This window comes from Cupriavidus necator, assembly GCF_040578825.1.
Classification (GTDB): Bacteria; Pseudomonadota; Gammaproteobacteria; order Burkholderiales; family Burkholderiaceae; genus Cupriavidus; species Cupriavidus necator_E.
The window spans coordinates 113,612-139,228 of record NZ_JBEFLI010000004.1 but is presented as its reverse complement, the minus strand read 5'-3'; the positions used below and the strand labels follow the sequence as shown (position 1 = coordinate 139,228).

Annotated in this window: 21 protein-coding genes; 9 read left to right on the top strand and 12 right to left on the bottom strand. The window is 67.4% G+C overall.

Features of this window, described 5'->3' with window-relative positions; translation table 11 throughout:
• Window positions 1–5: 5 nt before the first annotated feature.
• A complete protein-coding gene (locus tag AB1I47_RS04135) occupies window positions 6–848 on the bottom strand; it encodes an IclR family transcriptional regulator (RefSeq protein ID WP_354682508.1) in 843 nt (280 codons plus the stop codon).
• 93 nt (window positions 849–941) lie between these two features.
• On the opposite strand from AB1I47_RS04135, the gene AB1I47_RS04130 reads away from it, so the two are divergent.
• The 4 genes from AB1I47_RS04130 (at window position 942) to AB1I47_RS04115 (ending at window position 5,190) form a co-directional block, all read left to right on the top strand.
• Window positions 942–1,712 carry an enoyl-CoA hydratase/isomerase family protein gene (locus tag AB1I47_RS04130; protein ID WP_354682507.1) on the top strand — a complete coding sequence of 257 codons (771 nt, stop codon included), beginning with the start codon at window positions 942–944 and terminating at the stop codon, window positions 1,710–1,712.
• A 13-nt stretch (window positions 1,713–1,725) separates the two neighbouring features.
• Complete coding sequence (locus tag AB1I47_RS04125; RefSeq protein WP_354682506.1) at window positions 1,726–2,904, top strand: CaiB/BaiF CoA transferase family protein; 1,179 nt, start codon at window positions 1,726–1,728, stop codon at window positions 2,902–2,904.
• 46 nt (window positions 2,905–2,950) lie between these two features.
• Window positions 2,951–4,117, top strand: coding sequence for an acyl-CoA dehydrogenase family protein (locus AB1I47_RS04120; RefSeq protein WP_354682505.1), 1,167 nt, complete (start codon window positions 2,951–2,953; stop codon window positions 4,115–4,117).
• Between the two features lie 68 nt (window positions 4,118–4,185).
• Window positions 4,186–5,190 (top strand): Bug family tripartite tricarboxylate transporter substrate binding protein, encoded by a 1,005-nt coding sequence (locus AB1I47_RS04115; RefSeq protein WP_354682504.1) that lies wholly within the window; start codon window positions 4,186–4,188, stop codon window positions 5,188–5,190.
• Between the two features lie 15 nt (window positions 5,191–5,205).
• Here the strand turns inward: AB1I47_RS04115 and AB1I47_RS04110 are convergent, their stop codons facing one another.
• A complete protein-coding gene (locus AB1I47_RS04110; RefSeq protein WP_354682503.1) occupies window positions 5,206–6,096 on the bottom strand; it encodes a LysR family transcriptional regulator in 891 nt (296 codons plus the stop codon).
• 119 nt (window positions 6,097–6,215) lie between these two features.
• Here AB1I47_RS04110 and AB1I47_RS04105 point away from each other — a divergent pair, with 119 nt between their 5' ends.
• The 5 genes from AB1I47_RS04105 to AB1I47_RS04085 all read left to right on the top strand — a co-directional run bounded on the left by AB1I47_RS04105 (window position 6,216) and on the right by AB1I47_RS04085 (window position 12,432).
• Entirely contained in the window at window positions 6,216–7,769 is a 1,554-nt protein-coding gene (locus tag AB1I47_RS04105) for an AMP-binding protein (protein ID WP_354682502.1), read from the top strand.
• 10 nt (window positions 7,770–7,779) lie between these two features.
• A complete protein-coding gene (locus AB1I47_RS04100; protein WP_354682501.1) occupies window positions 7,780–8,961 on the top strand; it encodes an acyl-CoA dehydrogenase family protein in 1,182 nt (393 codons plus the stop codon).
• A 63-nt stretch (window positions 8,962–9,024) separates the two neighbouring features.
• Window positions 9,025–10,008 carry a tripartite tricarboxylate transporter substrate binding protein gene (locus AB1I47_RS04095; protein WP_354682500.1) on the top strand — a complete coding sequence of 328 codons (984 nt, stop codon included), beginning with the start codon at window positions 9,025–9,027 and terminating at the stop codon, window positions 10,006–10,008.
• Between the two features lie 29 nt (window positions 10,009–10,037).
• Window positions 10,038–11,138 (top strand): CaiB/BaiF CoA transferase family protein, encoded by a 1,101-nt coding sequence (locus AB1I47_RS04090; protein ID WP_354682499.1) that lies wholly within the window; start codon window positions 10,038–10,040, stop codon window positions 11,136–11,138.
• A 130-nt stretch (window positions 11,139–11,268) separates the two neighbouring features.
• Entirely contained in the window at window positions 11,269–12,432 is a 1,164-nt protein-coding gene (locus AB1I47_RS04085) for an AAA family ATPase (protein WP_354682498.1), read from the top strand.
• Between the two features lie 373 nt (window positions 12,433–12,805).
• On the opposite strand, the gene AB1I47_RS04080 is transcribed toward AB1I47_RS04085, so the two are convergent.
• The 10 genes from AB1I47_RS04080 to AB1I47_RS04035 all read right to left on the bottom strand — a co-directional run bounded on the left by AB1I47_RS04080 (window position 12,806) and on the right by AB1I47_RS04035 (window position 25,480).
• Window positions 12,806–13,879 (bottom strand): histone deacetylase family protein, encoded by a 1,074-nt coding sequence (locus AB1I47_RS04080; protein ID WP_354682530.1) that lies wholly within the window; start codon window positions 13,877–13,879, stop codon window positions 12,806–12,808.
• A 32-nt stretch (window positions 13,880–13,911) separates the two neighbouring features.
• Window positions 13,912–15,642: a thiamine pyrophosphate-binding protein gene (locus AB1I47_RS04075; RefSeq protein ID WP_354682497.1), complete on the bottom strand. Its 1,731-nt coding sequence runs from the start codon at window positions 15,640–15,642 to the stop codon at window positions 13,912–13,914.
• Window positions 15,639–15,971 carry a cupin domain-containing protein gene (locus AB1I47_RS04070; RefSeq protein WP_354682496.1) on the bottom strand — a complete coding sequence of 111 codons (333 nt, stop codon included), beginning with the start codon at window positions 15,969–15,971 and terminating at the stop codon, window positions 15,639–15,641. The genes AB1I47_RS04075 and AB1I47_RS04070 overlap by 4 nt, the downstream gene beginning before the upstream one ends.
• Window positions 15,968–17,425 (bottom strand): NADP-dependent succinate-semialdehyde dehydrogenase, encoded by a 1,458-nt coding sequence (gabD, locus tag AB1I47_RS04065; protein WP_354682495.1) that lies wholly within the window; start codon window positions 17,423–17,425, stop codon window positions 15,968–15,970. Before gabD ends, AB1I47_RS04070 begins: the two co-directional genes overlap by 4 nt.
• A gap of 35 nt (window positions 17,426–17,460) precedes the next feature.
• Window positions 17,461–18,723, bottom strand: coding sequence for a 4-aminobutyrate--2-oxoglutarate transaminase (gene gabT / locus AB1I47_RS04060; RefSeq protein WP_354682494.1), 1,263 nt, complete (start codon window positions 18,721–18,723; stop codon window positions 17,461–17,463).
• Window positions 18,724–18,773: 50 nt separating this feature from the next.
• Window positions 18,774–20,411, bottom strand: coding sequence for an ABC transporter ATP-binding protein (locus AB1I47_RS04055; protein ID WP_354682493.1), 1,638 nt, complete (start codon window positions 20,409–20,411; stop codon window positions 18,774–18,776).
• Window positions 20,412–20,444: 33 nt separating this feature from the next.
• Window positions 20,445–21,284, bottom strand: coding sequence for an ABC transporter permease (locus AB1I47_RS04050; RefSeq protein WP_354682492.1), 840 nt, complete (start codon window positions 21,282–21,284; stop codon window positions 20,445–20,447).
• Entirely contained in the window at window positions 21,281–22,285 is a 1,005-nt protein-coding gene (locus AB1I47_RS04045) for an ABC transporter permease (RefSeq protein ID WP_354682491.1), read from the bottom strand. Before AB1I47_RS04045 ends, AB1I47_RS04050 begins: the two co-directional genes overlap by 4 nt.
• A gap of 157 nt (window positions 22,286–22,442) precedes the next feature.
• On the bottom strand, window positions 22,443–24,047 hold the full coding sequence (locus tag AB1I47_RS04040) for an ABC transporter substrate-binding protein (protein WP_354682490.1): 1,605 nt from the start codon (window positions 24,045–24,047) through the stop codon (window positions 22,443–22,445).
• 77 nt (window positions 24,048–24,124) lie between these two features.
• Window positions 24,125–25,480 carry an ArgE/DapE family deacylase gene (locus tag AB1I47_RS04035; RefSeq protein ID WP_354682489.1) on the bottom strand — a complete coding sequence of 452 codons (1,356 nt, stop codon included), beginning with the start codon at window positions 25,478–25,480 and terminating at the stop codon, window positions 24,125–24,127.
• Window positions 25,481–25,617 lie beyond the last annotated feature (137 nt).

Sequence of the window (25,617 nt, the reverse complement as noted above, 5' to 3'; positions counted from 1 at the left end):
TGGGACTAGGCGGCCGCGCGCTGCCAGGCCGCCTGGATATCGGCTACCAGCCTCTGCAGCTTCGCTGCATAGCGCACGCGGGCATCGTCGCGGCTGTGCTGGTCTTCCGCGTACGGGAAGCTGATATTGAGCCCGTATAGCTGCTGGTCCGGGCCGCAGAATGCCGCGCCCACGGCCAGCAGATGCCCCGGCTGGTAGGCCGCGGTGCAATACCCCTGCCGCTGCGCCTGCGCAATGCCGCGCAAAACGCCCGCACGCATGCCGGCCCAGGCCTTGCCCTGGCGCGCAGCAATGCCCTCCAGCATGTCTTCCCGCACACCCGGCGGCTGCGCCGCCAGCCATGACAGCCCGATCGCCGTCAGCTCCATCGGCACGCGCGAGCCCGGCTCCACGCGCCGCGTGCGCGACACCACGTCGCCGCTGTGCCGGATCGCCGCCAGGTACACCATCTCGAGCTGGTCGCCCACGGCCAGCCCCACGTTGACCTTGTCGGCCTCGGCCACTTTGCGCATCAGCGGCAGCGCGATATCCGGCGCGCGGTTGGCCTGGCGGAAGGCATCGGCCAGGCTCAGCACCGCCGGCGCCAGGCGGTAGGCGCGGTCGTTGACGTCGTAACGCAGGAAACCCGCATCCACCAGCGAGCGCGTCAGCCGGCTGACGGTGGGGCGCGGCAGGCCGGTGCGGACCGCCAGCTCGGCGTTGGTCAGGCTGGTGGTGCCGACACGGAAAGCGCGCAGCAGCAACAGCCCCCGCTCCAGCGACTGGCTGCCGGCGGTTTCGCGGGTAAAGCGGCCGGTCTGGTGCGTGACCCGGCGGGTGGAGGCTTGTGACGGCACAGCGTCCGGCATCGCTTTGTAATTTCAGTAAGTGAAATCCGAGTATAGCGGTGCGGCGGCGCAGCGCGAATACTGGGTGCTCCCCAACCAAGAGGAGCGCTCCGCATGTCATCCGACGCCGAAATCCAGCTCACCCGCGAGGGCCATGTGGCCCGCATCGTGCTGTGCCGCCCGCCGCACAACTATGTCGATGCCGAGGCGATGCGGCGCCTGGCCGACACCCTGCTGGCGCTGGACGATGACCATGACTGCCGCGCCATCGTGCTGGCTTCCGGCGTCGGCACCTTCTGCGCCGGTGCCGACTTCAGCGGCGCCGGCCAGGGCGACGTCGCCAACGATCCCGCCGGCTTTTACGTGCATGCGATGAAGCTGTACCGCAACCGCAAGCCCATCGTCGCCGCGGTGGAGGGTGCAGCGGTCGGGGCCGGCCTGGGCCTGGCGCTGGTGGCTGACTTCCGCGTGACCTGCGCCGAGGCGCGCTTCAGCGCCAACTTCAACCGGCTTGGCTTCCACCCGGGCTTTGGCCTGAGCGTCACGCTGCCGCGGCTGGTGGGCGAGCAACAGGCCGCGCTGCTGTTCTATACCGGGCGCCGTATCAGCGGCACCGAAGCGGTGGAAATCGGGCTGGCCGATGCGCTGGTGCCGAAGGAAGAAGTCGGCGCCCGCGCCATGGCGTTGGCGCAGGAAATCGCCGCCTCCGCTCCACTCGCTGTCGAAACCACTCGCGCCACGCTGCGCGATGGGCTGGCCGAGCGCATTGCCGAGGTCAACCAGCGCGAGCTGGCGATGCAGCGCGGGCAATTCCGGAGCGAGGACTTCCGCGAAGGCGTCGCCGCCATGGCCGCGCGCCGCACGCCGGTATTCAAGCGCCGTTGAAAGGGGGACCCCGATGAGCCAACCCGCCACCACGCCCACCGGACCGCTCGACGGCATCCGCGTGCTCGACCTCACATCCGTCGTGCTGGGGCCGATGGCCACGCAAGTGCTGGCCGACTTCGGCGCCGACGTGATCAAGATCGAAGGGCCCGAGGGCGACCTGATGCGCGCCAACGGAGTCTCGCAGCACGCGGGCATGAGCTCGATCTACCTGGCGCTGAACCGCAACAAGCGCTCGGTCGTGCTGGACCTGAAGACGCCCGCCGGCGCCGAGGCGCTGCGCGGCCTGATTGCGAGCGCGGACGTGCTGGTGCACAACATGCGCGTGGCCGCGATCGAACGGCTCGGCTTTGGCTATGCCGACGTGGCGCGCATCAATCCGCGCATCGTCTACTGCATGGCCACCGGCTTCGGCCAGGACGGCCCGCATCGCGACAAGCCCGCCTTCGACGACATCATCCAGGCTGGCTGTGGCCTGGTGGCGCTGGGCTCGGCCGCCGGCGAGCCGCCGGAATACGTGCCCAGCCTGATCGCCGACAAGACCACCGGCCTGGCGCTCGCCAACGCGGTGCTGGCGGCGCTGCTGCACCGGGAGCGCCACGGCGTGGGCCAGTCAGTGGAGGTGCCGATGCTGGAGACCATGGCCGCCTTCGTGATGGCCGAGCACCTCGGCGGCCTGACCTTCGAGCCCGCGCCCGCCGGCGCCGGCTATGCCCGCCTGCTGCAGGGCGGACGCCGGCCAGCGCCCACACGCGACGGCTGGATCTGCGCGCTGCCCTACACCGGGCGCCACTGGCAGGCCTTTTTCCGTTCGGTAGGCCGCGACGACCTGGCCGACCGCTACGACGTGGACGACCGCGCGCAGCGCAACGCCAATATCCGCGCGCTGTACAGCCACCTGGCCGAGCTGACGCCGCAGCGGAGCACCGACGAGTGGATGGCACTGTTCGAGGCGCTCGATATCCCGGCCACGCCGATCTACGGGCTCGATGCGCTGGTGGACCACCCGCACCTGCGCGCCGTAGGGCTGTTCCAGGCCACGCACCACCCGACCGAAGGCCCGTTGCGTGAAGTGCGCCCCGCCGCGCGCTTCTCGGCCACGCCGTTGTCGCTGCGCCGCCATGCGCCGGCGCTGGGCGAGCACACCGCGGAGGTGTTGCAGGAAATCGGCATCACCCGGGACGCCGCCTGAACCGCGCGCAAGCACGCAACGATGCCAGCACAAGGAAGAGACAAGCATGAACTTCGAACTGGATGAAGAACACCGGATGCTGAAGGACCTGGTCGCGCGCTTCGTGCGCGAGCAGCTGATCCCGCTGGAGCCCGCGGTACTGGCGCGCGAAGCCGCCGGCGGGCAGCTGGCGCTGCAGCCGGAAGAGCAGGCGCGGCTCGACGCCATGTCGCGCGAGCTCGGCCTGTGGGGCCTGGACGCGCCCGCCGAGATGGGCGGCGCCGACCTGCCGGCGGTGGCGATGGTCGGCGTCAACGAAGCACTGGGCAAGACCATCACGCCCTACGAGCTGCCGCCGGACTCGCCCAACCTGCGCATGCTGATGCTGACCGCCAGCGATGCGCAGCGCGAACGCTACCTGGCACCCTACGCACGGGGCGAGACCGTGTCAGCCATTGCCATCTCCGAGCCCGGCGCCGGCGGCGACCCGGCCATGATGACCACGCGCGCCGAGCGCGACGGCGACGACTGGGTCATCAACGGCCGCAAGATCTGGATCAGCCGCGCCGCGCGTGCCGACTGGACCATCGTGATGGCGGTGACCGACAAGGCCAAGGGCGCGCGCGGCGGCATCTCCGCCTTTATCGTCGAGCGCGGCACGCCGGGCTTCCGGGTGGAGCGGCGCATCCCGATGATCGGTGGCGCCTCGACCTATGAAGTGGTGCTGGAAGACTGCCGCATCCCCGCCTCGCAACTGCTGGGCACCGAAGGCCAGGGCTTTGCGCCGATGCAGACGCGGCTGTCGACGCGCCGCGTGCAGATGGCCGCCTGGTGCATCGGCCGCGCGCAGCGGGCGTTGGACATGATCTGCGAGTACGCGCCGCAGCGCCAGACTTTCGGCGCGCCGCTGGCGCAGCGCCAGGCGATCCAGTGGTGGGTGGCCGACGCCGCCACGCGCATCCACGCCTGCCGCCTGATGACTTACGAAGCCGCCAGCCGCATCGACGCGGGCGACGAGGCGCGCACGCAGGTGTCGATGATCAAGGTGTTTGCCACCGAGATGGCGTGGGACGTGATCGACCATGCGATGCAGACCTTCGGCGCCATGGGCATGACCAAGGAGCTGCCGCTGCAGCAGATGGCCAACGAAACCCGGCTGATGCGCATCTACGAAGGCCCCAGCGAGGTCCATCGCTGGGTCATTGCGCGCGACCTGCTGGGCTTGCGCCGCTGACAGCGCCCTCGCCTTTCCCACTGCACCGGCGGGAACACGCCGGGCCTGATGACAGAAAAGGAGACACCATGCTTCACGCTTTCCGTTCGCGCCGGCGCTTTTTCGGCCTGGCCGCGGCCGTGTTGGCCGGCATCGCCGGCACTGTGCCATCTCTGGCAATGGCGGCCGAATCCGCCGACGCCTTCCCCTCGCGGCCGATGCGCTTTATCGTGCCATTCCCCGCCGGCAGCGGCACCGATACCACGGCACGCATGTTTGCCAAGAAGATCGGCGAGCTGACGGGCCAGGGCGTGGTGGTCGAGAACAAGCCTGGCGGCAACGGCTTTATCGGCGTGCAGACCGTGCTGAACGCGCCAGCCGACGGCTACACGGTATTTATCGGCAGCAATTCCACGTTGTCGACCAATGCCGCCACGTTCCGCAAGCTGCCGTATGACCCGCTCGCGGACTTCGCGCCGATCACGCTGCTGTCGCGCGGACCTTGCGTCATCATCGTGCCGTCGACTTCCCCATACCGCACGCTGGCCGAGCTGCTGGAGGATGCGCGCAAGCGTCCGGGTGCGCTCAACTACGGCTCGGGCTCGATCTCGTACACGCTGTATTCCGAGTGGCTCAACGAGCTGGCCCGCATCAAGACCACGCCGGTGCCATACAAGGGGGCGGGCGATGCCATCAACGGCGTGATGGCGGCCAATGTCGACTTCGCGGTGGTGGATGCCAGCGGCGCCATCGAACTGGCGCGCAGCGGCAAGATCCGCGCGCTGGCCTACACCGCGCCGCAGCGTTCGCCCCTGCTGCCCGACGTGCCGTCCATCGTCGAAGCCGGCCTGCCTGACTTCCTTGCCTACAACTGGGTGGCGGCGGCGGTATCGGTCAAGACGCCGCCGGCGCTGGTCAAGCGGCTGCAGGACCTGTTTGGCCAGGCCGGCCAGGCCGCCGATGTGCGCGAGTACTACACGCGCCAGTCGACCAAGCTGATCCTGTCGTCGCCCGCCGAAATGCGGCAGTACCAGAAGGACGAGATCGAGCGCTGGAAGCGGCTGGCGGCCGTGGCGAAGATCCCGCTGCAGTAGCCCGGTCGCCGCGCGTCAGCGGCTGTGCTCGCGCAGCAGCGCGGTCAGCCGCTGCGCCAGCGGCGACAGGTAGGCGCCGGCGCGGGAAATCACCCCGACCTGCCGGCGCAAATCCAGTTCCTCCACCCCCAGCGGCAGCGCACGCAGGCCATGCTGCATGGCATCGCCGCCTTCGTTGGCGATGCTCAGCATCTGCGTGCCCTGCATCAGCGCGAACAGCGAGGTGCTGCCGAAGTCGATCTCGACGCGCAGCTTCGGCTCGGGCAGGCCGCGCTGGCGGAAGGCGGCATCGACCTTCTGGCGCAGCGTGATATGCGCTTCGGGCAGCAGCCATTCCTGGTCCGCCAGGTCGGCCAGCCGCAGCTTGCGCCGCCGCAGCAGCGCATGGCCCTCGTCCGCCACCACCATCAGCCGGTCGTCGAACAGCGGCTCGACCGCGAAATCCCCCGATGCCTGCGCCGGCGCGGGCGCCACCGCCACATCGAGCTCCCCCGCCGCCAGCAGGTCCAGCAGGTCGCGCGCCAGCCGGCGGCGCAGCCGCAGCCGGGCCACCGGCCGCTCACGCATCAGCTGGCGGCAGGCGCCGAGGATCACGCTGCCCGGGATCGACGGCGAATAGCCCACCCGCAACACGCCCTGCTCGCCGGTGCGGATACCGAGCATCTCCTTGATACCGTCCTCGTACTCCAGCCGGATGCGCCGCGCGCGCTCCAGGAAGCGCGTGCCGGCATAGGTAGCGGTCATGCCGTTGGCGGTGCGCTCGAACAGCGGCAGACCGGCCTGCGACTCCACGCGCTGCACCGCCTTGGTCAGTGCCGGCTGGCTGATTCCCAGCGCGTCCGCCGCGCGGCCGATGCCGCCATACGCCGCCACGGCCAGGATGTATTCGAGGTCCCGCGTCTCCATTGCATCACATTCCCAACGGTTATGGCTTTATAGCCAATGCTGCATTGTGGTGATGCCAGCCATCTTACAGACTACGGTGCAAGGCAGTCCAACAAAACCATCGCATCAACGGAGACAGCATGGGTTTCGCGTATTTCTTGCGCCGCGCCGCGCGTTATTGGGGCGACCAGCCTGCCATCCTTTACCAGGACCAGGTGGTGACTTACCGCGAGCTGGACGAGCGCTCGACCCGGCTGGCCAATGCGCTGCTGGCACTCGGCCTGCAGCGCGGCGACCGCGTGGCGGTGCAGTCGCGCAACCGTCCGGAACTTGTCGAGCTGGAATGCGCGCTTTACAAGGCCGGCCTGGTCAAGGCCGCGCTCAACCCGCGCTTCACCGCCGGCGAAGCCACCGATGTCGTGGAGAACTGCACGCCGCGCGTGCTGATCGCCGGACCGGGCTATAGCGGCTACTCGCGCACCACGCCGGGCTTCGGCAGCATCGAGACCTTTATCGCCATCTGCGACACGCCGCCCGGCTATGTCGAATATGAGTCGCTGCTGGCCAACGCCGGCACCTCTCTGCCCGACATCCTCCCCGCTGCAAGCGACCTGGCGGTGCTGCACTTCTCGTCGGGCTCGACCGGCAAGATCAAGGCCGCGATGCAGAGCTACGGCAACCGCATGGCGGCGCTGCGCAAGATGGTCGCGGGCATGGACCGCCCCGCGCGCCCCGGCGACCGGCTCGCGCTGATCGGCCCGGTCACGCATGCGTCCGGCATGCTGATGCAGCCCTACCTCTACCTCGGCGCCACGCTGGTGCTGTTCGAGAAATTCGAGCCCGCGCACTTCCTGGCCGAGGTGGCGCGGCTGCGCATCACGCACGTGTTCATGGTGCCGGCAATGATCAATATGCTGCTGGCCGAGCCGACGCTGGCGCAGGCCGACCTGTCCAGCCTGAAGACCCTTGCCTACGGCGCCGCGCCGATGGCGCCGGCGCGCATCCGCGAGGCGTGGGAGCGCATCGGGCCAATCCTGTCGCAGGGCTATGGCGCCAGCGAATCGACCTCCGGCGTCACGCGTCTGTCGACCGCCGACCACGCCGAGGCCATCGCCCATCATCCCGACCGCCTGGCCTCGTGCGGCCGCGCGCTGGGCGAGACCGAAGTGCGCGTGGTCGACGAGCAAGGCCGCGAGGTAGCGGTCGGCGACATCGGCGAACTGGTGATCCGCGGCGAAGACGTGTTCCAGGGCTACTGGGGCGAGCCCGCGCTGACCGCCGAAACCATCGTCGACAGCTGGTTGCACACCGGCGACATGGCGCGCATGGATGAGGCCGGCTACCTGTACCTGGTCGACCGCAAGAAGGACATGATTATCTCCGGCGGCTTCAACGTGTACCCGACCGAGGTGGAAGCCACGCTGTACCAGCACCCCGACGTGCTGGAGGCCTGCGTGATCAGCGTGCCGGACGATACCTGGGGCGAGAGCGTCAAGGCCGTGGTCACGCTGCGGCCCGGGCGCGAAGCCACCGCGCAGCAACTGATCGCGCATTGCCGCGAACGCATCGCCGACTACAAATCGCCGCGCTCGGTCGACTTTGTCGCCGAGCTGCCCAAGAACGCCAGCGGCAAGCTGGCCCGCAAGATCGTGCGCGAACGCTACTGGCAAGGCGTCGGTCGCCGCGTCAACTGAGGAACCCGCCATGTTCGATCACCTGACCAATCCCGTGCTGGTGGAAACCCGCGCCGGTATCCGCCGCTTTATCGACGAAGAGCTGCGCCCGCTGGAACAGGAGCTCGGCCTCGGCTCCGAGGATCCCTGGCCGCGCGATGTGCTGCGCAAGGTCTGGCGCCGTTCCTACGAACTGGGCTTCTATGCCGCCTGCCTGCCGACGACGCTGGGCGGCAAGGGCCTCAACATCCAGGAGCAATGCGCGCTCAAGGCCGACCTGGCCGCCAGCGGCTCAACGCTGGCCGCGCACGTGCTTGGCGACCTGGGCGGACCGCCGCGCGTCGGCAATATGCTCAAGTACGCCACGCCCGCGCAACTGAAGCAGTACTTCGAGCCGGTGATCCGCGGCGAGAAATCGACCTGCTTCGCGCTGACGGAAACACACTCCGGCTCTGATGCGCAAAGCATCAGGACGTCGGCGGTGCCCGACGGCGACGTCCTCGTCATCAACGGCGGCAAGCACTACATCAGCGGCGCACCGTTCGCGGACTTTGCCATCGTGATGTGCGTGACCGGTGCCAGCACGACACCGCCTGCCATCAGTGCGGTGCTGGTCGACCTGGACCTGCCGGGCGTGACGGTGACCCATGAATACGTGCCGATGTCGGGCCAGCATATCGACGGCGATATCCGCTTCGACAACGTGCGCGTGCCGCGCGCGAATATCTTTGGCGGCGAGGGCAACGGCTTCAAGCTCGGCATGTCGCGCATCAACGTGAACCGTTTGCTGCACTGCCCGTCGATGCTGGGGCTGGCCATGCGTGCCTATGAGTCGTCGGTGGAATACGCCGGCGAGCGGCGCCAGTTCGGCGGCCCGATCGCACGTTTCCAGGCGATCCAGCACATGCTGGCCGACATGGCCGCGGCGCTGTGGGCCTGCGAAAGCATGATCGCGCACACGGCCGAGCTGGCCGATGCCGGCGCCGACCTGCGCATGAAAGCGGCGGCGTGCAAGCTGTTCGTGTCGGAGCGCTGCTTCGAAGTGGCCGACAAGGCGGTGCAGATCCACGGCAACGTGGGCGTCACGCGCGGCCATCCGGTCGAGCAGACCTTCCGCAAGCTGCGCATGTTCCGCATCTTCACCGGCACCAGCGAGATCCAGCGCAATACCATCGCGCGCGCTATTCTGGAACCGCTGCAGCAGAGCGCCTGATTGTGCCGGCGGCACGGTCGCCGCCGGCATGACGACAAGACGACAAGACCACGGAGACAACGCATGAACCGCCGAGACTGGCTTGCCACCGCTGGCGCTGCCGCGCTGGGCAGCCTGCTGCTGCCCGCGCGCGCCGCCGCGACTTACCCCAGCCGCCCGATCCGGCTGATCGTTCCCTTTATCGCCGGCAGCACGCCGGATAACGTCGCCCGTACGCTGTCGGCCGAGCTTGGCAGCAAGCTCGGCCAGCCGGTGGTAGTCGAGAACATGCCGGGCGCCGGCGGCATCATCGGCGCCAGCGCGCTGCGCCGCGCGGCGCCCGACGGCTATACGCTCGGGATCCTCGCCAACACGCACGTGATCAACGTGCATATGTACCGCAAGATGCCGTATGACCCGGCACGCGACTTCACGCCGATCACTGCGCTGTCCGGCGGCCCGACCGCGCTGGTCGTGCCCGCCTCGTCGCCGTACAAGACCGCCGGCGAACTGGTCGCCGCGATGAAGAAGGCGCCCGGCAAGTTCAACTACGGGTCCGGCGGCAAAGGCAGCATCGCCCATCTGGCGGTGGAGACCATGCTGCACCAGGCGGGCTGCGAAGCCGTGCATATCCCCTACAAGGGCGCGCCGGAAATCATCACCGCGATGCTGACCGGCCAGACCCAGTTCGGCATGCCGGTGCTCGGCACCGCCACGCAATACGTGCGCAACGGGCAGATCCGCGTACTGGCCGTCACCGCGGCGGCACGCTCGCCGTTTTATCCCGAGGTGCCCACCATGGCCGAGGCGCTGCCGCCCGGCTTTGTCATCGACAACTGGAGCGGCCTGTTCGCGCCGGCCAATTTCCCCGCGGAACTGACGCAGAAACTCCACGCCGCCGTCAGCGCGCTGCAGACCGCCGGCGTCTTCGATGCGCAGCTCAAGGCCAACGCCGGCGAATTGCGCCGCAGCGCGTCGCCGGCACAGTTCGGCACCATGGTCGCCAGGGACCACGCCCGTTATGGCGAGCTGATGAAGTCGATCGGCATGATCGGCGACCTTGGTTGACCCCGCTATATCGAAACCGGGATTACCCCATGAAACCAGAATGGTCCTGCCTGAAGGACGTCACTATCATCGATATCAGCCAGCTTCTGCCTGGACCCCACGCGTGCAGCCTGCTGAGGCAGTTGGGCGCCGATGTGGTCAAGGTCGAGCAGCCGGGCACGGGCGATACCGCTCGGCAGCTTGGTGCGTCTGTGTTCGCGCAATTCAACCGTGGCAAGCGCTCGTTCGCGCTCGACCTGAAGACCGATGCCGGCCGCGAAGCCTTTCTTGAGCTGGTGCGCAATGCGGATGCCGTGGTGGAAGGGTTCCGGCCCGGCGTGATGGCGCGGCTGGGACTGGGCTACGAAGCGCTGGCGGCAGTCAATCCGGCCCTCGTGCTGTGCTCGGTCTCCGGCTTCGGCCAGACTGGCCCTTATGCCAGCCATGCCGGTCATGACCTCAACTACCTGGCGCTGGCCGGGTACTGGGCGACACCGGTGCAAGTGCATGACAAGGTGTCGCGTCCGCGTGTGCGGGTATCGGACTATGCCGCTTCCGGCTATGCCGCCCTGTCACTCGCCGTCGCCATTATGAGTGCGCGGCAGCATGGGCGCGGGCAGCATCTGGATGTGTCGATCCATGATGCGATCCTGTCGTGGACCGCGCATGGCGCATGGGCCGCGCGAGGCTATGAAGCCACGTCCCACGAGTCGCCGACTGTGATGCCGGAGAACGACTTGTTCGAGACCCGCGATGGCCGGCATCTGGCGATGGGCATCCTGGAGAACAAGTTCTGGGTCAACCTGTGCGAAGCGCTGGGGGACGAGTTTCCCGCACTGCGCGATCCGCGTTTTGCCACGCGCGCGGGGCGGTACGGCCATAAGCTCGAGGTCAATGCGCTGATGGCGGCGGTATTCCGCACGCGGGACCTGGCGGGCTGGGAAGCGTTTTTCGGGCCGCTGGATATTCCGTTTTCGCCAGTCCTGGGCGCGACGGCGTTGTTTGCGGATGCGCATGTGCAAGCACGGCGGGTGGTGCGGCAGGTGGCTGGCGAGAATGGGATCGCCGTGAATTTTCCGGTGAAGTTTTCGTTGGGACTGCCCGAAGGTGAAGATTTTGTCGCGGCAGTCGGCGAGCACAACGCCATCTAGGTTACTAGGTTACTCAGAGAGCCCCTTGGCGCACTTTCTGGACAGTAGCAACGACAGGACTGGACCGGTTTAGGGAAAATTATGGCTGGGCTATAATTATTGCCAGCCCATAATTCACCTTAAGTGCGTCATGACCAATATCTACCGCCGTCCTGCTCTGGCCGACCAGATGGCTCGGCAACTACTGCACCCCGGGGTCCTGGATGAAGGCTTGCGCTCCGGCCTGTTCCTGTCGGGGCTGCGGCGCACCGGCAAGACCACGTTTCTGATCAATGACCTGGTGCCGGCGCTGGAAGCCGACGGCGCGATCGTGATCTACGTCGATCTCTGGAGCGACACGCAGCGCAGCCCTGCCGCCCTGATCCTGGCAGCGGTGAAAAGAACCCTCACCGAGCTGGAGCAGCCCGGCTCCGCAGCGCTCAAGCACCTGAAGCGTGTTGCCGGGGCGGACATCGGCGGTTTCGGCTTCAAGTTCGGCTTCAAGCTGGACAGCTTGGGCGAGCCCGGCGGGGCCACCCTGGCGCAGGCTTTAGCTGAAGTCGTCGACAAGGCGAAGACCAACGTGGTGCTGATCGTCGACGAGGTGCAGCACGCCATCACCTCCGAGGAGGGCAACCGGATGCTGCTCGCGCTCAAGGCCGCGCGTGACGCCATCAATCCGCGCCCCGGCACGCCCGGGTACTTTCTGTTTGTCGGCACTGGGTCGCACCGGGCGCTGGTAGGCGAACTGACGGCACGCCGCAACCAGGCCTTTGCCGGCGCCACTTCAGTTTCCTATCCGGTGCTCGGCGAAGACTATGTCGCCTACCTGCTGGAACGCCTGTCGGCAGAGGGGTTCAGCGCCCTGCCCTCGCTCGATGTCGCCATCCAGGCGTTCCGTGCGCTGGGCAGCCGGCCCGAAGAGATGATCAAGGCCTTGCGCCAATTGCACTTCCACCTGCCGGCTGGCAGCGATCCGGACGAATACCTGCCGGTTATCGCCAACACGCTGCGCTCCACCGCCGCGGACCTCGAACTGATGAAGCTCGAACAGTTGGGCGGGCTAGCCACCGCAATCTTCGACCGCATCGCTTCCTCCGACGGCGACGCCCGCGGCCTGTTCTCGGCCGAATCCGCCGCCGCGTACTCCGCCGCCATCGGACGCGAAGTCCGCATCGAAGAGGCACAGCCGGTGGTCAATGAACTGATGGCGACGAACCTGATCATGCGCAAGGGCCACGGCATTTACGGCGTCACGGACCCGTTCGTGCAGGAGATCTGGCTGGAGCGGAAGTCGATGGAAGGGAAGCTGTAATAGCTGCCGCGGCCAACTTTTACGGACGAGGCCGACCGTGAGGTGGTGCATCAGGTTATCTATGAAGAGTTATGCCATGGCAGCGTGCGCGATGTCGCAAGGGCCGAATACCAACGCATCGTTGCCGCGCTCGCGGCGCAGGGCGCCGAAGGCGGGCGTGGAAACCCGAGTAATAGAAGCGAACAGAGGTTGCCCCGACTCGATTTGATAGATTGCAATCCTAGTCTATTGATTGCGCCGTACAAGCCGTCGCGCCGGCCTGTGCCGGAAACGAAATCAGAGCGAAAAGCCAGCTGCATTTCGCTGGCTGGCCGTTGATGGCGATCTTGCCAGTCATTGCTGTTCTCCAGTATTGGTGATGTCGCCCGCGGGCTTATGCCGTGGCCGGCGCGAAGCCCCCCAGGAACGCGTCCAGGCCGCGCCCGATGGCATCGACCTCGTAGCCGCCCTCCTGCACCACCACGGTGGGCAGGCCCAGCGCATGGATGCGCTCGCCGATGCCGCGGTAGCCGTCCATGCTCACCTTCAGCACGCTGATGGGATCGTTCTCGTAGGTATCGAAGCCCAGCGCCAGCACCACCGCCTGCGGACGGTAGTCGCGCAGCGCGTCGAGCGCGCCCTCCAGCGCATGCAGGAACTGGGCGTCGCCGCTGCCGTGCGGCAGCGGGAAGTTGAGGTTGTAGCCATAGCCCGCGCCATAGCCCCGTTCATTGGCATAGCCGGTGTAGAACGGGTAGTAGCCGGCCGGATCGGCGTGCAGCGAGATCGTCATGACGTCGGAGCGGTGATAGAAGATCTGCTGCGTGCCGTCGCCATGGTGGGCGTCGACGTCGAGCACCGCCACCTTGCCGAAGCGGGCGAGGAGGGTCTGCGCCGCGATGGCCGCGTTGTTGACGTAGCAGAAGCCTGCCGCGCGATCGCTGTGGGCGTGGTGGCCGGAGGGGCGGCACAGCGCGTAGGCCATGCCGGCGCCCTCCTGCCGCTCACACACATGGCGCGCTGCAGCTACCGCGCTGTGCGCGCCGCGCAGGATCGAGCGCCAGCTGTCCGGGCCAAGCGGGCAACTCAGGTCGCCGAGATAGAAGCCGGCCTGGGCGATCACCGAGTCGGTGGGGCACACCGGGCGGCGCGGGTCCCCCAGCGTGCCGTTGTGATACGGCGAAAGATTGGGCAGCACCTCGATGCCGGGCTCGAAGCCGGGACGCGCCAGTTCCTGCCAGCGCGCGTAAGCGCTGGCGAGAAAGTCGAGATAGGCCGGACTGTGCACCGCTTCCAGCGGCGCGCGCCCGCAGTCGGGCGGTATCGCCAGTTCGATACCGCGCGCCGCCAGCGCGCGTTGCAGTGCCGCTGCCCGGGCCGGCACGTCGGTCGGCTCGCACAACCGGCCCGCGCGCATGAACTGGCGGGGCTGGTGCAGCAACTGTTCATCCGAGAAGAAGGCACGCATGGTCTGGATATGGTTGTGAAGAGAATCCCGGCTCAAGCTGCCGCCTGGCGCGCCAGCGCCGCCGCACGGATGCCGGAGAGGGTCATGCCGGGAGCGATGCCGTCCGGGTCGTAGCGCAGCTCCAGCAGCGCCGGCATGCTGTGGGTGTTGGCGAAATCGAGCGCGCGGTCCAGCGCGGGGCCGAACTCGGCGTCGCCGGCCACCACCTCTCCGTAGCCGCGGTAAGCGCGCGCCAGTTCGGCGAACTCCGGGTTCTCGAAGCCAAGCGCGATGGTCCGGCCGGGAAACTCCCGTTCCTGGTGGGCGCGGATCGTGCCCCAGATGCCGTTGTTGAACACCAGCACCACGATGCCGAGGCGGTACTGCATGGCTACGCCCAGCTCCTGCAGGTTCATCTGGAAGCAGCCGTCGCCCGCATAGCAGACCACGGTGCGTTGCGGGTGCTCCAGCTTGGCCGAGATGGCGGCCGGCAGCCCGTAGCCCATCGAGCCCACGGTGGGCGCAAGGCTGGTGCCCAGGCCCTTGTAGCGGTAATAGGTGTGCGGGAAGACTGCGTAGTTGCCGGCGCCGACGGTGATGCAGGCATCCTCGGGCAGGCGCTCGCGCACGTGGCAGGCGGCCAGGTTCAGGTTCAGCGAACCGGGCGCAGGCTGCGCCTTCTGGCTGTCGAGATAATCGCGCCGCGCGCGCTCCACCAGTGCCGCGCGGTTGGGCTCCCGCGCCGGACGCAGCCCGTCCACCGCGGCCGCGAACGACACCACGTCCGCGACAATGGGCACTTCCGCACGGAATACGCGGCCCAGTTCCTCGGGATCGGGATACACATGCACCAGCCGCTGGCGCGGCAGCGGACTCTCCACCACGGTATAGCCCTCGGTGGTGGCCTCGCCCATGCGCGTGCCCACGGCGATCAGCAGGTCGGACTCGCGGATGCGCGCGCGCAACGCCTCGCCCATGCCCCAGCCGACGTGGCCGGCATAGTTGGGATGGTGGTTGTCAAAGCACTCCAGCCGGCGCCATGCCAGCCCCACCGGCAGGCCGAAGCGCTCGGCAAAGCCTTCCATCTGCCGCATCGCCGCGGGGGTCCAGCCGGAGCCGCCGATCATCAGGAAAGGACGCTCGGCCTGTTCCAGCATGGCGGTCAGCGACGCCAGCGCCTGCGGCGCGGGGGCGGCATGACTGCGTACATAGCGCGGCATGTCGGCCACGGTGGCATTGCCCCACAGCGTGTCCTCGGGCAGCGCCAGCACCACAGGGCCGGGCCGTCCGCCGGTAGCCACCGCGAAGGCACGCGCGATGAACTCGGGGATGCGGTCGGTGCGGTCGATCTGCGCGACCCATTTAGCCATCTGGCCGAACATGCGGCGGTAGTCGATTTCCTGGAACGCTTCGCGCTCGTAGAAGTCGTTGCCCACCTGGCCCACGAACAGGATCATCGGCGTGGAGTCCTGGAACGCGGTATGCACGGCGATGCTGGCGTTGGTGGCGCCCGGGCCGCGCGTGACGAAGCACACGCCTGGCTCGCCGGTCAGCTTGCCGAGGGCTTCGGCCATATAGCCGGCGCCGCTTTCCTGGCGGCAGACGATGGGGGTGATCGCGTCCTGGTGGTCGTACAGCGCGTCGATGCAGGGCAGGTAGCTCTCGCCCGGCACCAGGAACACGCGCCGCACGCCCTGGATGCGCAACTGCTCGACCAGTATCTGGCCGCCACTGCGCTCGCGCAGGGTGGAATGGTCGCGCAGGCTGGGATTCGCTTGGCTCACTGGCAACTTCCTCCGCCCGCGGCGCCGGCCGCCGGCTTGATCTCGATTTCCACGAACACGCATTCGCCGTCGTGGGCATTGATGACGTTGTGCTCGACGCCGGCCGGACGGTAGTAGGCCTGGCCGGCGACCAGCTGGCTGGTGGCCTCGCCGGCCGACGTCTGCAGGCGCAGCGCGCCGGTGGTCATCGGCACCACCACGTAGTCGAAGCCGTGGCGATGCTGGCCGGTCTCGGCGCCGGGCGCGAAGCGCCACTCGGTCACGATCACGCGCTCGTTGTCGACCTGCACGGTGCCGACTGCCTTGGGACGCTCTTGCGCCGCGCTCACCGGTCCACCCCGCCCATGCACAGGTATTTGATCTCCAGGTATTCGTCGAGGCCGTACTTCGAGCCCTCGCGGCCCAGGCCCGACTGCTTGACGCCGCCAAACGGCGCCACCTCATTGGAGATCAGGCCGGTGTTGATACCGACCATGCCGTACTCGAGCGCCTCGGCCACGCGCCACACGCGGCCGATGTCGCGGCTGTAGAAATACGAAGCCAGGCCGAATTCGGTATCGTTGGCCATCGCGATCGCTTCGTCATCGGTGGAAAAGCGGAACAGCGGCGCCAGCGGGCCGAAGGTTTCCTCTCTGGCCACGCGCATCGCAGGGGTCACGTCGGCCAGCACGGTCGGCTCGAAGAATGTACCGCCCAGCGCGTGGCGCTTGCCGCCGGCCAGGAGGCGCGCACCCTTGCCGAGCGCGTCGGCGATATGCGACGCGACCTTGGCCACCGCATCCTCGTTGATCAGCGGGCCTTGCAATACGCCCGGCTCGACGCCGTGGCCGACCTTCAGCTTTGCGACCGCAGCCACCAGTTTTTCAGCGAACGCGTCATAGACCTTGTCGTGGACATAGAGCCGGTTGGCGCAGACGCAGGTCTGCCCGGCGTTGCGGTACTTGGAGGCGATGGCGCCCTCCACCGCCGCATCGAGGTCGGCGTCGTCGAACACGAGGAAAGGCGCGTTGCCGCCGAGTTCGAGAGAGAGCTTCTTGATGGTGTCGGCGGACTGCCGCATCAGGATGCGGCCCACCTCGGTCGAGCCGGTGAAGCTGAGCTTGCGCACCACCGGGTTGGCGGTGAGTTCGCCGCCGATGGCAATCGCGTCGCCCGTGATCACGCTGAACAGGCCCGCCGGCAGCCCGGCACGCTCGGCCAGCACTGCCAGCGCGAGCGCCGACAGCGGCGTGTCTTCAGCCGGCTTGAGCACCATGGCACAGCCGGCTGCCAACGCTGGGCCGGCCTTGCGGGTGATCATGGCGAGCGGGAAGTTCCAGGGCGTGATCGCCGCGCACACGCCCACCGGCTCCTTGACCACCACCAGCCGCTTGTCGTTGGCGGGCGTGGCCAGCACATCGCCGCTGACGCGCTTGGCTTCCTCGGCGAACCATTCCAGGAAGGAGGCGGCATAGACGACTTCGCCCCTGGCTTCGGCCACCGGCTTGCCTTGCTCGGTCGTCATCAACAGCGCGAGATCGTCGGCGTGCGCCAGCATCAGTTCGTACCAGGCGCGCAGCACCGCGCCGCGCTCACGCGCGGTCTTGCGGCGCCAGCCGGCCTGTGCCGCCTGCGCGGCTTCGATGGCGCGGCGCGTTTCGGCCACGCCCATGGCGGGCACGGTGCCGACCTGTGCGCCGTTGGCGGGATCGGTGACAGCGAAGGTGGCACCGCTGTCGGCGTCCTGCCAGCTGCCAGCGATATAGGCCTGCGCGCGCAGCAGGCCGGAGTCCTTGAGTTGCATGAGAAGCCTCGTTGGTGTCGATAGGGGTGGACGCGTCAGCGCGTCAGTGCCTCGGCCAGGATGTCCAGGCCTTCGTTCATCACTTCGTCCTGGATCGTCAGCGGGAACAGGAAGCGAATCACGTTGCCGTACACGCCGCACGAAAGCAGCAGCAGGCCCTTTTCCAGCGCGCGGTTCTGCACCGTGCGCGTAAAGTCGGGATCGGGGCTGCCGTCGGCCTGGCGGAATTCCACCGCCACCATCGCGCCGACGCCGCGCACTTCGGCAATCTGCGGCACGCGCGGACGCAGGCTCTCCAGGCGTGTCATCAGGCGCTGACCCAGGTCGGCGCCGCGCCCGATCAGCTTTTCGCCTTCGAGCACATCCAGCACCGCCAGCGCCGACGCCACCGCCAGCGGGTTGCCGGCATAGGTGCCGCCCAGCCCGCCGGGCGCGGGGGCGTCCATGACCTCGGCACGGCCGCACACCGCCGACAGCGGCATGCCGCCCGCCAGGCTCTTTGCCATGGTCGTCATATCCGGCGCGACGTCGTAGTGTTCCATCGCAAACAGCTTGCCGGTGCGGCCGAAGCCGGTCTGCACTTCATCGGCGATCAGCAGGATGCCCTGCTCGTCGCAGAGCGCGCGCAGTGCGCGCACGAACGTGGCGGGCGCGACGTTGAATCCGCCTTCGCCCTGCACCGGCTCGAAGATGACCGCCGCCACGCGCTTGGGATCGATGTCCGCCTTGAACAGGTGCTGCAGTGCCTTGAGCGAGTCCTCGGCGCTGATGCCGTGCAGCGCGCACGGGTACGGCGCGTGATAGACCTCGCCCGGGAAGGGGCCGAAGCCGATCTTGTACGGCGCGACCTTGCCGGTCAGCGCCATGCCCATCATGGTGCGGCCGTGGAAGCCGCCGGAGAAGGCGATCACGCCAGGCCGGCCAGTGGCGGCGCGGGCAATCTTGATGGCGTTCTCCACCGCCTCGGCGCCGGTGGTGAAGAAGGCGGTCTTCTTGGCAAAGCGGCCCGGCGCGCGCTGGTTGATCTTCTCGGCCAGCTCGATATAGCTGGCGTAGGGCACGATCTGGTAAGCGGTGTGGGTGAAGCGCGCCAGCTGCTTCTCAATCGCCTCGACCAGGCGCGGATGGCGGTGGCCGGTGTTGAGCACGGCGATGCCTGCGGCGAAGTCGATATAGCGCTTGCCCTCGACGTCCCAGATTTCCGAATTCAGCGCGCGCTCGGCGTAGAAATTGCACATGACGCCCACGCCGCGCGGCGTGGCGGCGTCCTTGCGGCGAACCAGTTCGGCGTTCTTCATCCATTCTCTCCAGTTGTCCTTGCTGTGGCGGCGGTATGGATCCACGCCGCTCAGGCGGCGGCGCGGATCAGTGTGGGGTCCCATTCCTTGCCGGGAATCGCGCCGATCAGGCGCTGGGTATAGGCGTGCTGCGGGGCGTCGAAGATCTGCCCCGGCGGGCCGGACTCCACCACGCGGCCCTTGTGCATCACGATCACGTGGTGGCAGATCTGCGCGGCGACGCGCAGGTCATGGGTAATGAAGATCAGCCCGATGTTCAGGCGCTTCTGCAGTTCGGCCAGCAGCTCCAGCACCTGCGCCTGCACCGAGACATCGAGTGCCGACACCGACTCGTCGGCCACCAGCAGCTTCGGTTCGAGCGCCAGGGCCCGTGCGATACCGATGCGCTGGCGCTGGCCGCCGGAAAACTGGTTGGGATAGCGGTCGTAGGCGGATGCCTCCAGCCCCACCAGTTGCAGCAGCTCGCGCGCCCGCGCCTGGGCGGCAGACAGCGGCACGCCGTTGGCGACCGGGCCGTCGGTGATGATGCGTCCGACGGTATGGCGCGGATTGAGCGAGGCGAACGGATCCTGGAAGATCATCTGGACGTCGCGGCGCAGCGGGCGGAACTGTCGCTCGGACAGCCTGGCGATATCCTGGCCGTCGAACAGCAGCGCGCCACCGTCGATATCGGTCAAGCGCAACAGGCATTTGCCGATGGTGGATTTGCCCGACCCCGACTCGCCGACGATGCCCAGCGTTTCACCGCGGCGCACCGTGAAGCTAACACCGTCCACCGCATGCACCACGCGCTTCCTGGTGAACAGGCCACCGCCGTTGACATAGGTCTTGCGCAGATCGCGCACCTCAAGCACCGTCTCTGCCTGGCTGCGCGCGCGCTCGGCGGCGCGGCCGTGCGGCACCGCGCCGATCAGGCGCCGGGTATAGGGGTGCTGCGGGCGGTTGAGCACCTGGTCGGCACTGCCCATCTCGACCAGCACGCCCTTCTCCATCACCGCCACGCGATCGGCGATCTCGGCGACCACACCGAAGTCGTGGGTGACGAACATCACGCCCATGCCCTTCTCGGCCTGGATGCGCCGGATCAGGTCCAGGATCTGCGCCTGCGTGGTGACGTCAAGCGCGGTGGTGGGTTCGTCAGCGATCAGCAGCGCTGGTTCGAGCGCGAGCGCCATGGCGATCACCACGCGCTGGCGCTGGCCGCCCGACAAGCGGAACGGATAGGCATGCATCAGTGTGGCCGGATCCGGCAGGCCGACGAACTCCAGCAGCTCGAGCACGCGGCGCGCACGGGCCTCGCCCGGGCAGGCGCTATGCACACGCATGACCTCGGCGATCTGGTCGCCCACTGTCATCACAGGGTTCAGGGCCGACAGCGGCTCCTGGAACACCATGGCCATGTCCTTGCCGCGCATGCCGAGCAGTGTGGCTTCGTCCTGCGTCAGCAGGTCCCGGCCCTTGAACAGGATCCGGCCCTGCTCGGGCTTGAGGTAGGCCGGCAGCAGGCCCATGATGGCGTTGGCGCTCATCGACTTTCCGGAACCCGACTCGCCGACGATGCAGAGGATCTCGCCGGCATCCAGGTCATAGGAGATATCCCGTACGGCGTAGGGCCGGTCGCCGCCCGCGGGCAGTGCGATCGAGAGATCGCGGATTGACAGCAGGGGCGCTTGATCGCTGGCTTTCATCACAGTTTTCCTTTGCTGGTCCGGATGGAGCGCTCACTCGCCGCGGCGGCGCAGCTGCGGGTTCATGGCGTCGTTCAGGCCCTCGCCGATCAGGTTGATCGACAGCACCGTGAGCAGGATGGCCACGCCCGGCCACACGCTCATCCACCAGGCTTCGCGGATCATGGTGCGCGCGGCGCCGATCATGAAACCCCAGCTCATCATGTTGCGGTCGCCCAGGCCCAGGAAGGCGAGCGCGGATTCGGTCAGGATCGCGGTGGCAACCATGAACGAGGCGGACACGATGATCGGCGACATGGCGTTGGGCAGAATCTGCGTGGCGATGATGCGCACGGGCCTTTGCCCGATCACCACCGCGGCCTGCACGAATTCGCGCTGCTTGAGCGAAAGGAACTCGCCGCGCACCAGGCGCGCCACCGGCGGCCACGACACCACCGAGATGGCAGCGACGATGGAATAGATCGACGGGTTGAAGATCGCCACGATGACCACGGCCATCGCCAGCTGCGGGATGGTCTGGAAGAACTCGGTGATGCGCATCAGCGCATCGTCGATGCGGCCGCCGCAATAGCCGGCCACCGCGCCTACGGCGATGCCCACGGCGAGCGCCACCGCGGTGGAGATCACGCCAACCAGCAGCGAGACGCGGGCGCCGTACAGCATGCCGGCGGTGATGTCGCGGCCCAGCATGTCGGTGCCGAACGGAAGCGCCGGGTCGGTGAACGGCTGCACCAGCGGCTCCGCCACCATCAGCCACGGCGACTCCTCGTAAAAGACGGGCGCAAGCACCGCAAGCGCCAACACTGCCAGCAGCACCAGCAGGCCGATCACGGCGCCATAGTTGCGGCAATAACGTTGCAGGAAGGCTTTCATGCGGTGGCTCCGTTGCCGCGCGCCGCGATGCGGGGGTCGATAAAGCGGTAGATCACGTCAGTCACCAGGTTGAAGAACACCACCAGCGCCGAGGTCACGAAGAAGATGCCGAGCAGCAGCTGGTAATCGCGCTGCAGCAACGCATCGAACATCAGGCGGCCGATGCCCGGCCACGAGAACACGGTTTCGGTCAGCACCGCGCCGCCGGCCATCTGGCCCAGCTGGATGCCGGCGAAGGTGATCACCGGCAGCAGCGCGTTGCGCAGCACGTGCACGCGGATCACGCGGCCGGCGGGCACGCCCTTCGCGCGCGCGGTCTTCACGTAGTCCATGCCCATCACTTCCAGCATGGAAGCGCGCGTCAGGCGCACGTACACGGCCATGAAGAAGCAGCCCAGCGACACCGTCGGCAGGATCATGTGCAGCGCCACGTCCTTGACACGGGCCAGGCCGGAATAGCCGGCGCCGATGGTCTCCATGCCGAAGGCGGGCAGCCAGCCCAGCACCACCGAGAACAGGATGATGGCCATCAGCGAGAGCCAGAACAGCGGCGTGGCATACAGCAGCAACGCGCCCGACATCACCGCGCTGTCGATCCAGCGGCGGCGGTTCTCGTAGCGGGTGCGCGCCGCGATCACGCCGAGCAGCACGCCCAGCACGATGGAAAAGACGAAGGCGCCGCTCATCAGCAGGAAGGTCGCGGGCAGCCGGTCGAGGATCAGGTCCAGCACCGGCAGGTGGTTGCGGTAGGAGTAGCCCAGGTCAAGCTGGGCCACGCCCTTGAGGTAGATGCCAAGCTGGGTCAGTACGGGCTGGTCCAGACCGAACTGCTCGCGCAGCTGGTTGACGAAGGCGGCGTCGCCGGCACCGGCTTCGCCCGCCATCACGGTGGCCGGGTCGCCCGGCGCCATCCGGATCAGGAAGAAATTGATGACGACCACGCCAAGGACGACCACGACGGCCTTTCCGAGACGGGCGCCAAGGAAGGATAGAAAGTTCACGGCTTGCTCCACGCTGGCGGCCGGGCTGGCGAGCGCGGCACTGGGATGCAGCTGCCCCTCGCCGTTCCCTTGCAGGGCGCGGCGATGGCAGCGGTTTTCAGGCTTGATGACTGGCTGCCCGCGCCGGTTCAGGCACGGGCAGTGGCGCTGGTCTCGTTCAGTTCTTCTCGATCGAGACGTTGTCGAAGGACTCGTTCAGGCCGATGGCAGTCGTCACGAGGTTCTTGACATGCTTGCGATACAGCGTGGGGAACTCCACCTCGAACAGGTTGGCGTTGGCGACCTCGGTGACCAGGATCTTCTGCAGCTCGCTGTACAGCTTCTGGCGCTCCGCCGTATCCAGGGTCGATCCCGCCCTGGCCCACAGCTCGTCAGCTTTCGGGTTGCTGTAGCCCTGCACGTTTGCGAACGGCGTGCCCTTGACGATATTGCGCGTCACGTAGAGCCGTTCCACGCCGAGCGCGGGATCGCCGTACTGGTAGGTGTAGGTGGAAGTCAGGTCGAAGTCCCAGTTGCTGACGCGCGCCGACCAGGTACCGGCGTCGGCCGACTCGATGCTGACCTTGAAGCCGAGCTGCTCGAGCATCTGCTTGACGTACTCGTCCAGGCGGTCCCAGTTGGCGCCGTACGAGGTCGACAGGATCTTGACCGGGTACTTGCCCACGTCCACGCCCGACGTCCTGACCAGCTCGCGCGCCTTCTTCAGGTTGAAGTCGTACTCGGGCATATTCTTGTCGAAGAACAGCGTGGTCGACGAGAACGGGCTGACCGCCGGCTTGCCCATGCCGAAGAAGATATTGTTGACGATCATCTTGCGGTTGAGCGCATGCATCACCGCCTGGCGCACCTTCACGTTGTCGAACGGGGGCTTGCGCTCGTTGAGCAGCATGCTCGCCATCGGCGAGAACATTTCCCAGCCCTTGGTGGTGTACTCCACGTTCGGCAGCGCGCGCAGGCGCTTGACGTCGACGTTGTCGACATCGCCGCCTCGCAGCACCTGCACGTCGCCCTTCTCGAAAGCCACCGCGCGCGAGGCCGAATCCGGGATCACGTAGAACACCAGCTCATCCAGGTAAGGCTTGCCCGGCTTCCAGTAGTTGGGGTTCTTCGCCAGCTTGATATAGGCGCCCTTCTTCCACTCCTTGAACATGAAGGGGCCAGTGCCGACCGGTTTCTGGTTGGCCGGGTTGTTGCGGTAGTCGGTGCCATCGTAAATGTGCTTTGGCATCATCGGCATGGTGCCGGTCTCGAACATCGAGATAAACGGCGGGAACGGCTCCTTCAGCTTGATCTCGACCGTGCTGTCGTTGACGGCGCGGATCGAAGCCATGTACTTGTTGATCACCGCACGCGTGCGCACGTGCACGTCGCGCAGCATCTTGTCGATCGAGAACACCACGTCGGCGGAGGTGAACGGCTTGCCGTCATGCCACTTCACGCCCTTCTGCAACTCGAAGGTATAGGTCAGCCCGTCCGGCGAGATGGTCCACGACTTGGCCAGTTCCGGCTGCGGCTTCAGGTCGGGGCTGTAGGTCAGCAGGCCCTGGTAGATCTTGCCGGCCACGTACTGGGTCGGCGCCTGCGAGTTCATCGCGCTCACCAGGATCGGCGGCTCGGGCTGGACGATCCCGGACAGCGTGCCGCCCTTGGTCTGGGCGATGGCGTTACCCGCGGGCAGGGCCAGCGGCATCAGCGTGAGGCCGACGGCGGCAAGCGCCATCGAACATACGCTCTTGCTCAGGCGCATCGTGATTCGGTTCATCGGGCAGGTCCTCAATTTGGCTCGGTTTGGTGATAGCTTTGGGATGGCAATGCCGGTTGTGCTTGCGCGGGGCTTCTTCAGGCCGCGTCGCCGGCCGGTTCCACGCCGCACCAGTCCACCAGGAACTGGGCCAGCGTCGTGGTCACTCGCACCATGCTTTCCAGCGACACCGATTCGTCGATGCCGTGGATATTGCGGGCCTCGGGGCCGTAGCAGGTCACCGGCGTTTCCAGGCCCAGACGGAAATGCCGGGCATCGGTAGTCGCCGTGGTCGCCTGGCGGCAGATCGGCGCGCCATTAACCTTGCGGTGCGCTTCGCCCAGCGCCTGCATGCTGGGCACGTCGAGATCGAACTCGCAGCCCGGGGCGTGGAAGCCTTCGTAGCGGATGCGCAGTTCCAGATTGCTGGCCAGGCGCCCCACCGTGGCGCGGATGCGCGCCTCGACCGTGGCCTTGGCCTCGTCGATATCCATGTTCGGGAAGAAGCCGATGCGCACCCCCAGCGTGCAGGTGCACGGCACCGACGAGTTCCACTCGCCGCCCTGGATCTGGCCGAGATTGAAATTGATCGGGTGAGCGTGGTCGCGGTACGCCGCCGGCCGGTGCTCGGGGCGGTTCCATTCGGCTTCGAGCTGGCGCAGGTCTTCCATCACCGCGATGCCGGCCTCGACCGGGTTGACGCCGCTGGTCATGTAGGCCGCGTGCGCCGGCTTGCCGGTCAGTTCGATAAACAGCCAGAACACACCTACCTGCGCGCTCATCAGGCTCTCGCCCAGCGGCTCGGGAATGATCACGGTGTCGAAGGACGCCAGCTTGCCGGCACCGACCGCGCTGCGCAGTGCCGCCACCGTGGCGAGCGCACCGTTCCCGGTGCTCTCCTCTTCCAGCACGGCGTTGAAGCCGACCGTCCCCGCCGGCTGCAGGCCCAGGCTCGCGAGCGCCTTGAACGCAGCCAGCGCGCACACGATGCCGCCCTTCATGTCGCCGGCGCCGCGGCCGTAGAGCCAGCCGTCCTTCACCACCGGCGCAAACGGGGGCTGGCTCCACATCGACGCCGGCCCGGTCGGCACCACGTCGAGATGCCCGTTGAACAGCACCGAGCGGCCGCCCTTGCGGCTGGGTCGGTGCGTGGCCAGCAGGTTGTAGCGGCCGCCGTCCGGGCAGCACGCCGGCGAATACATCGGCAGGTGGCGGATATCCTCGGTACGGAGTGCGATGCGCTCGGAAACCAGGCCCAGGTCGACCAGTGCCGCTTCGATGAAGTCCGCCGCGGGCTGTTCTTCGCCCGACGGGCTTCTGGCCGCCACGAAGCCGGACAGCGTCCGGACCATATAGGGCAGCAGCGCGCGCACGGCTTCCGCGAGTTCACTGGTAGTCGGCACCGCGGCCTGACCGGAGGGCGGGCTTGTCGCGAAGGATTCAAAACCTGACATGAAAACTCCTGGCATGGGGGACGCATGTGCGGACGCACGAGGGACGCATCGGGCATCACCAACAAAACCTGCGCGATGACGCTGACCACGGATGGAAAATTAAACGATCGTTGGTACCATACATAGGTCCATGTCCA

Excerpts from the sequence above, each read along its gene's own strand:
- AB1I47_RS04125 (WP_354682506.1), top strand. The coding sequence starts at position 1,726 with ATGAGCCAACCCGCCACCACGCCCACCGGACCGCTCGACGGCATCCGC.
- gabT (WP_354682494.1), bottom strand. The coding sequence starts at position 18,723 with ATGAAGAACGCCGAACTGGTTCGCCGCAAGGACGCCGCCACGCCGCGC.
- AB1I47_RS04040 (WP_354682490.1), bottom strand. The coding sequence starts at position 24,047 with ATGAACCGAATCACGATGCGCCTGAGCAAGAGCGTATGTTCGATGGCG.
- AB1I47_RS04095 (WP_354682500.1), top strand. The coding sequence starts at position 9,025 with ATGAACCGCCGAGACTGGCTTGCCACCGCTGGCGCTGCCGCGCTGGGC.
- AB1I47_RS04050 (WP_354682492.1), bottom strand. The coding sequence starts at position 21,284 with ATGAAAGCCTTCCTGCAACGTTATTGCCGCAACTATGGCGCCGTGATC.
- AB1I47_RS04100 (WP_354682501.1), top strand. The coding sequence starts at position 7,780 with ATGTTCGATCACCTGACCAATCCCGTGCTGGTGGAAACCCGCGCCGGT.
- AB1I47_RS04105 (WP_354682502.1), top strand. The coding sequence starts at position 6,216 with ATGGGTTTCGCGTATTTCTTGCGCCGCGCCGCGCGTTATTGGGGCGAC.
- AB1I47_RS04110 (WP_354682503.1), bottom strand. The coding sequence starts at position 6,096 with ATGGAGACGCGGGACCTCGAATACATCCTGGCCGTGGCGGCGTATGGC.
- AB1I47_RS04080 (WP_354682530.1), bottom strand. The coding sequence starts at position 13,879 with ATGCGTGCCTTCTTCTCGGATGAACAGTTGCTGCACCAGCCCCGCCAG.
- gabD (WP_354682495.1), bottom strand. The coding sequence starts at position 17,425 with ATGCAACTCAAGGACTCCGGCCTGCTGCGCGCGCAGGCCTATATCGCT.
- AB1I47_RS04120 (WP_354682505.1), top strand. The coding sequence starts at position 2,951 with ATGAACTTCGAACTGGATGAAGAACACCGGATGCTGAAGGACCTGGTC.
- AB1I47_RS04090 (WP_354682499.1), top strand. The coding sequence starts at position 10,038 with ATGAAACCAGAATGGTCCTGCCTGAAGGACGTCACTATCATCGATATC.
- AB1I47_RS04035 (WP_354682489.1), bottom strand. The coding sequence starts at position 25,480 with ATGTCAGGTTTTGAATCCTTCGCGACAAGCCCGCCCTCCGGTCAGGCC.
- AB1I47_RS04130 (WP_354682507.1), top strand. The coding sequence starts at position 942 with ATGTCATCCGACGCCGAAATCCAGCTCACCCGCGAGGGCCATGTGGCC.
- AB1I47_RS04135 (WP_354682508.1), bottom strand. The coding sequence starts at position 848 with ATGCCGGACGCTGTGCCGTCACAAGCCTCCACCCGCCGGGTCACGCAC.
- AB1I47_RS04085 (WP_354682498.1), top strand. The coding sequence starts at position 11,269 with ATGACCAATATCTACCGCCGTCCTGCTCTGGCCGACCAGATGGCTCGG.
- AB1I47_RS04055 (WP_354682493.1), bottom strand. The coding sequence starts at position 20,411 with ATGAAAGCCAGCGATCAAGCGCCCCTGCTGTCAATCCGCGATCTCTCG.
- AB1I47_RS04115 (WP_354682504.1), top strand. The coding sequence starts at position 4,186 with ATGCTTCACGCTTTCCGTTCGCGCCGGCGCTTTTTCGGCCTGGCCGCG.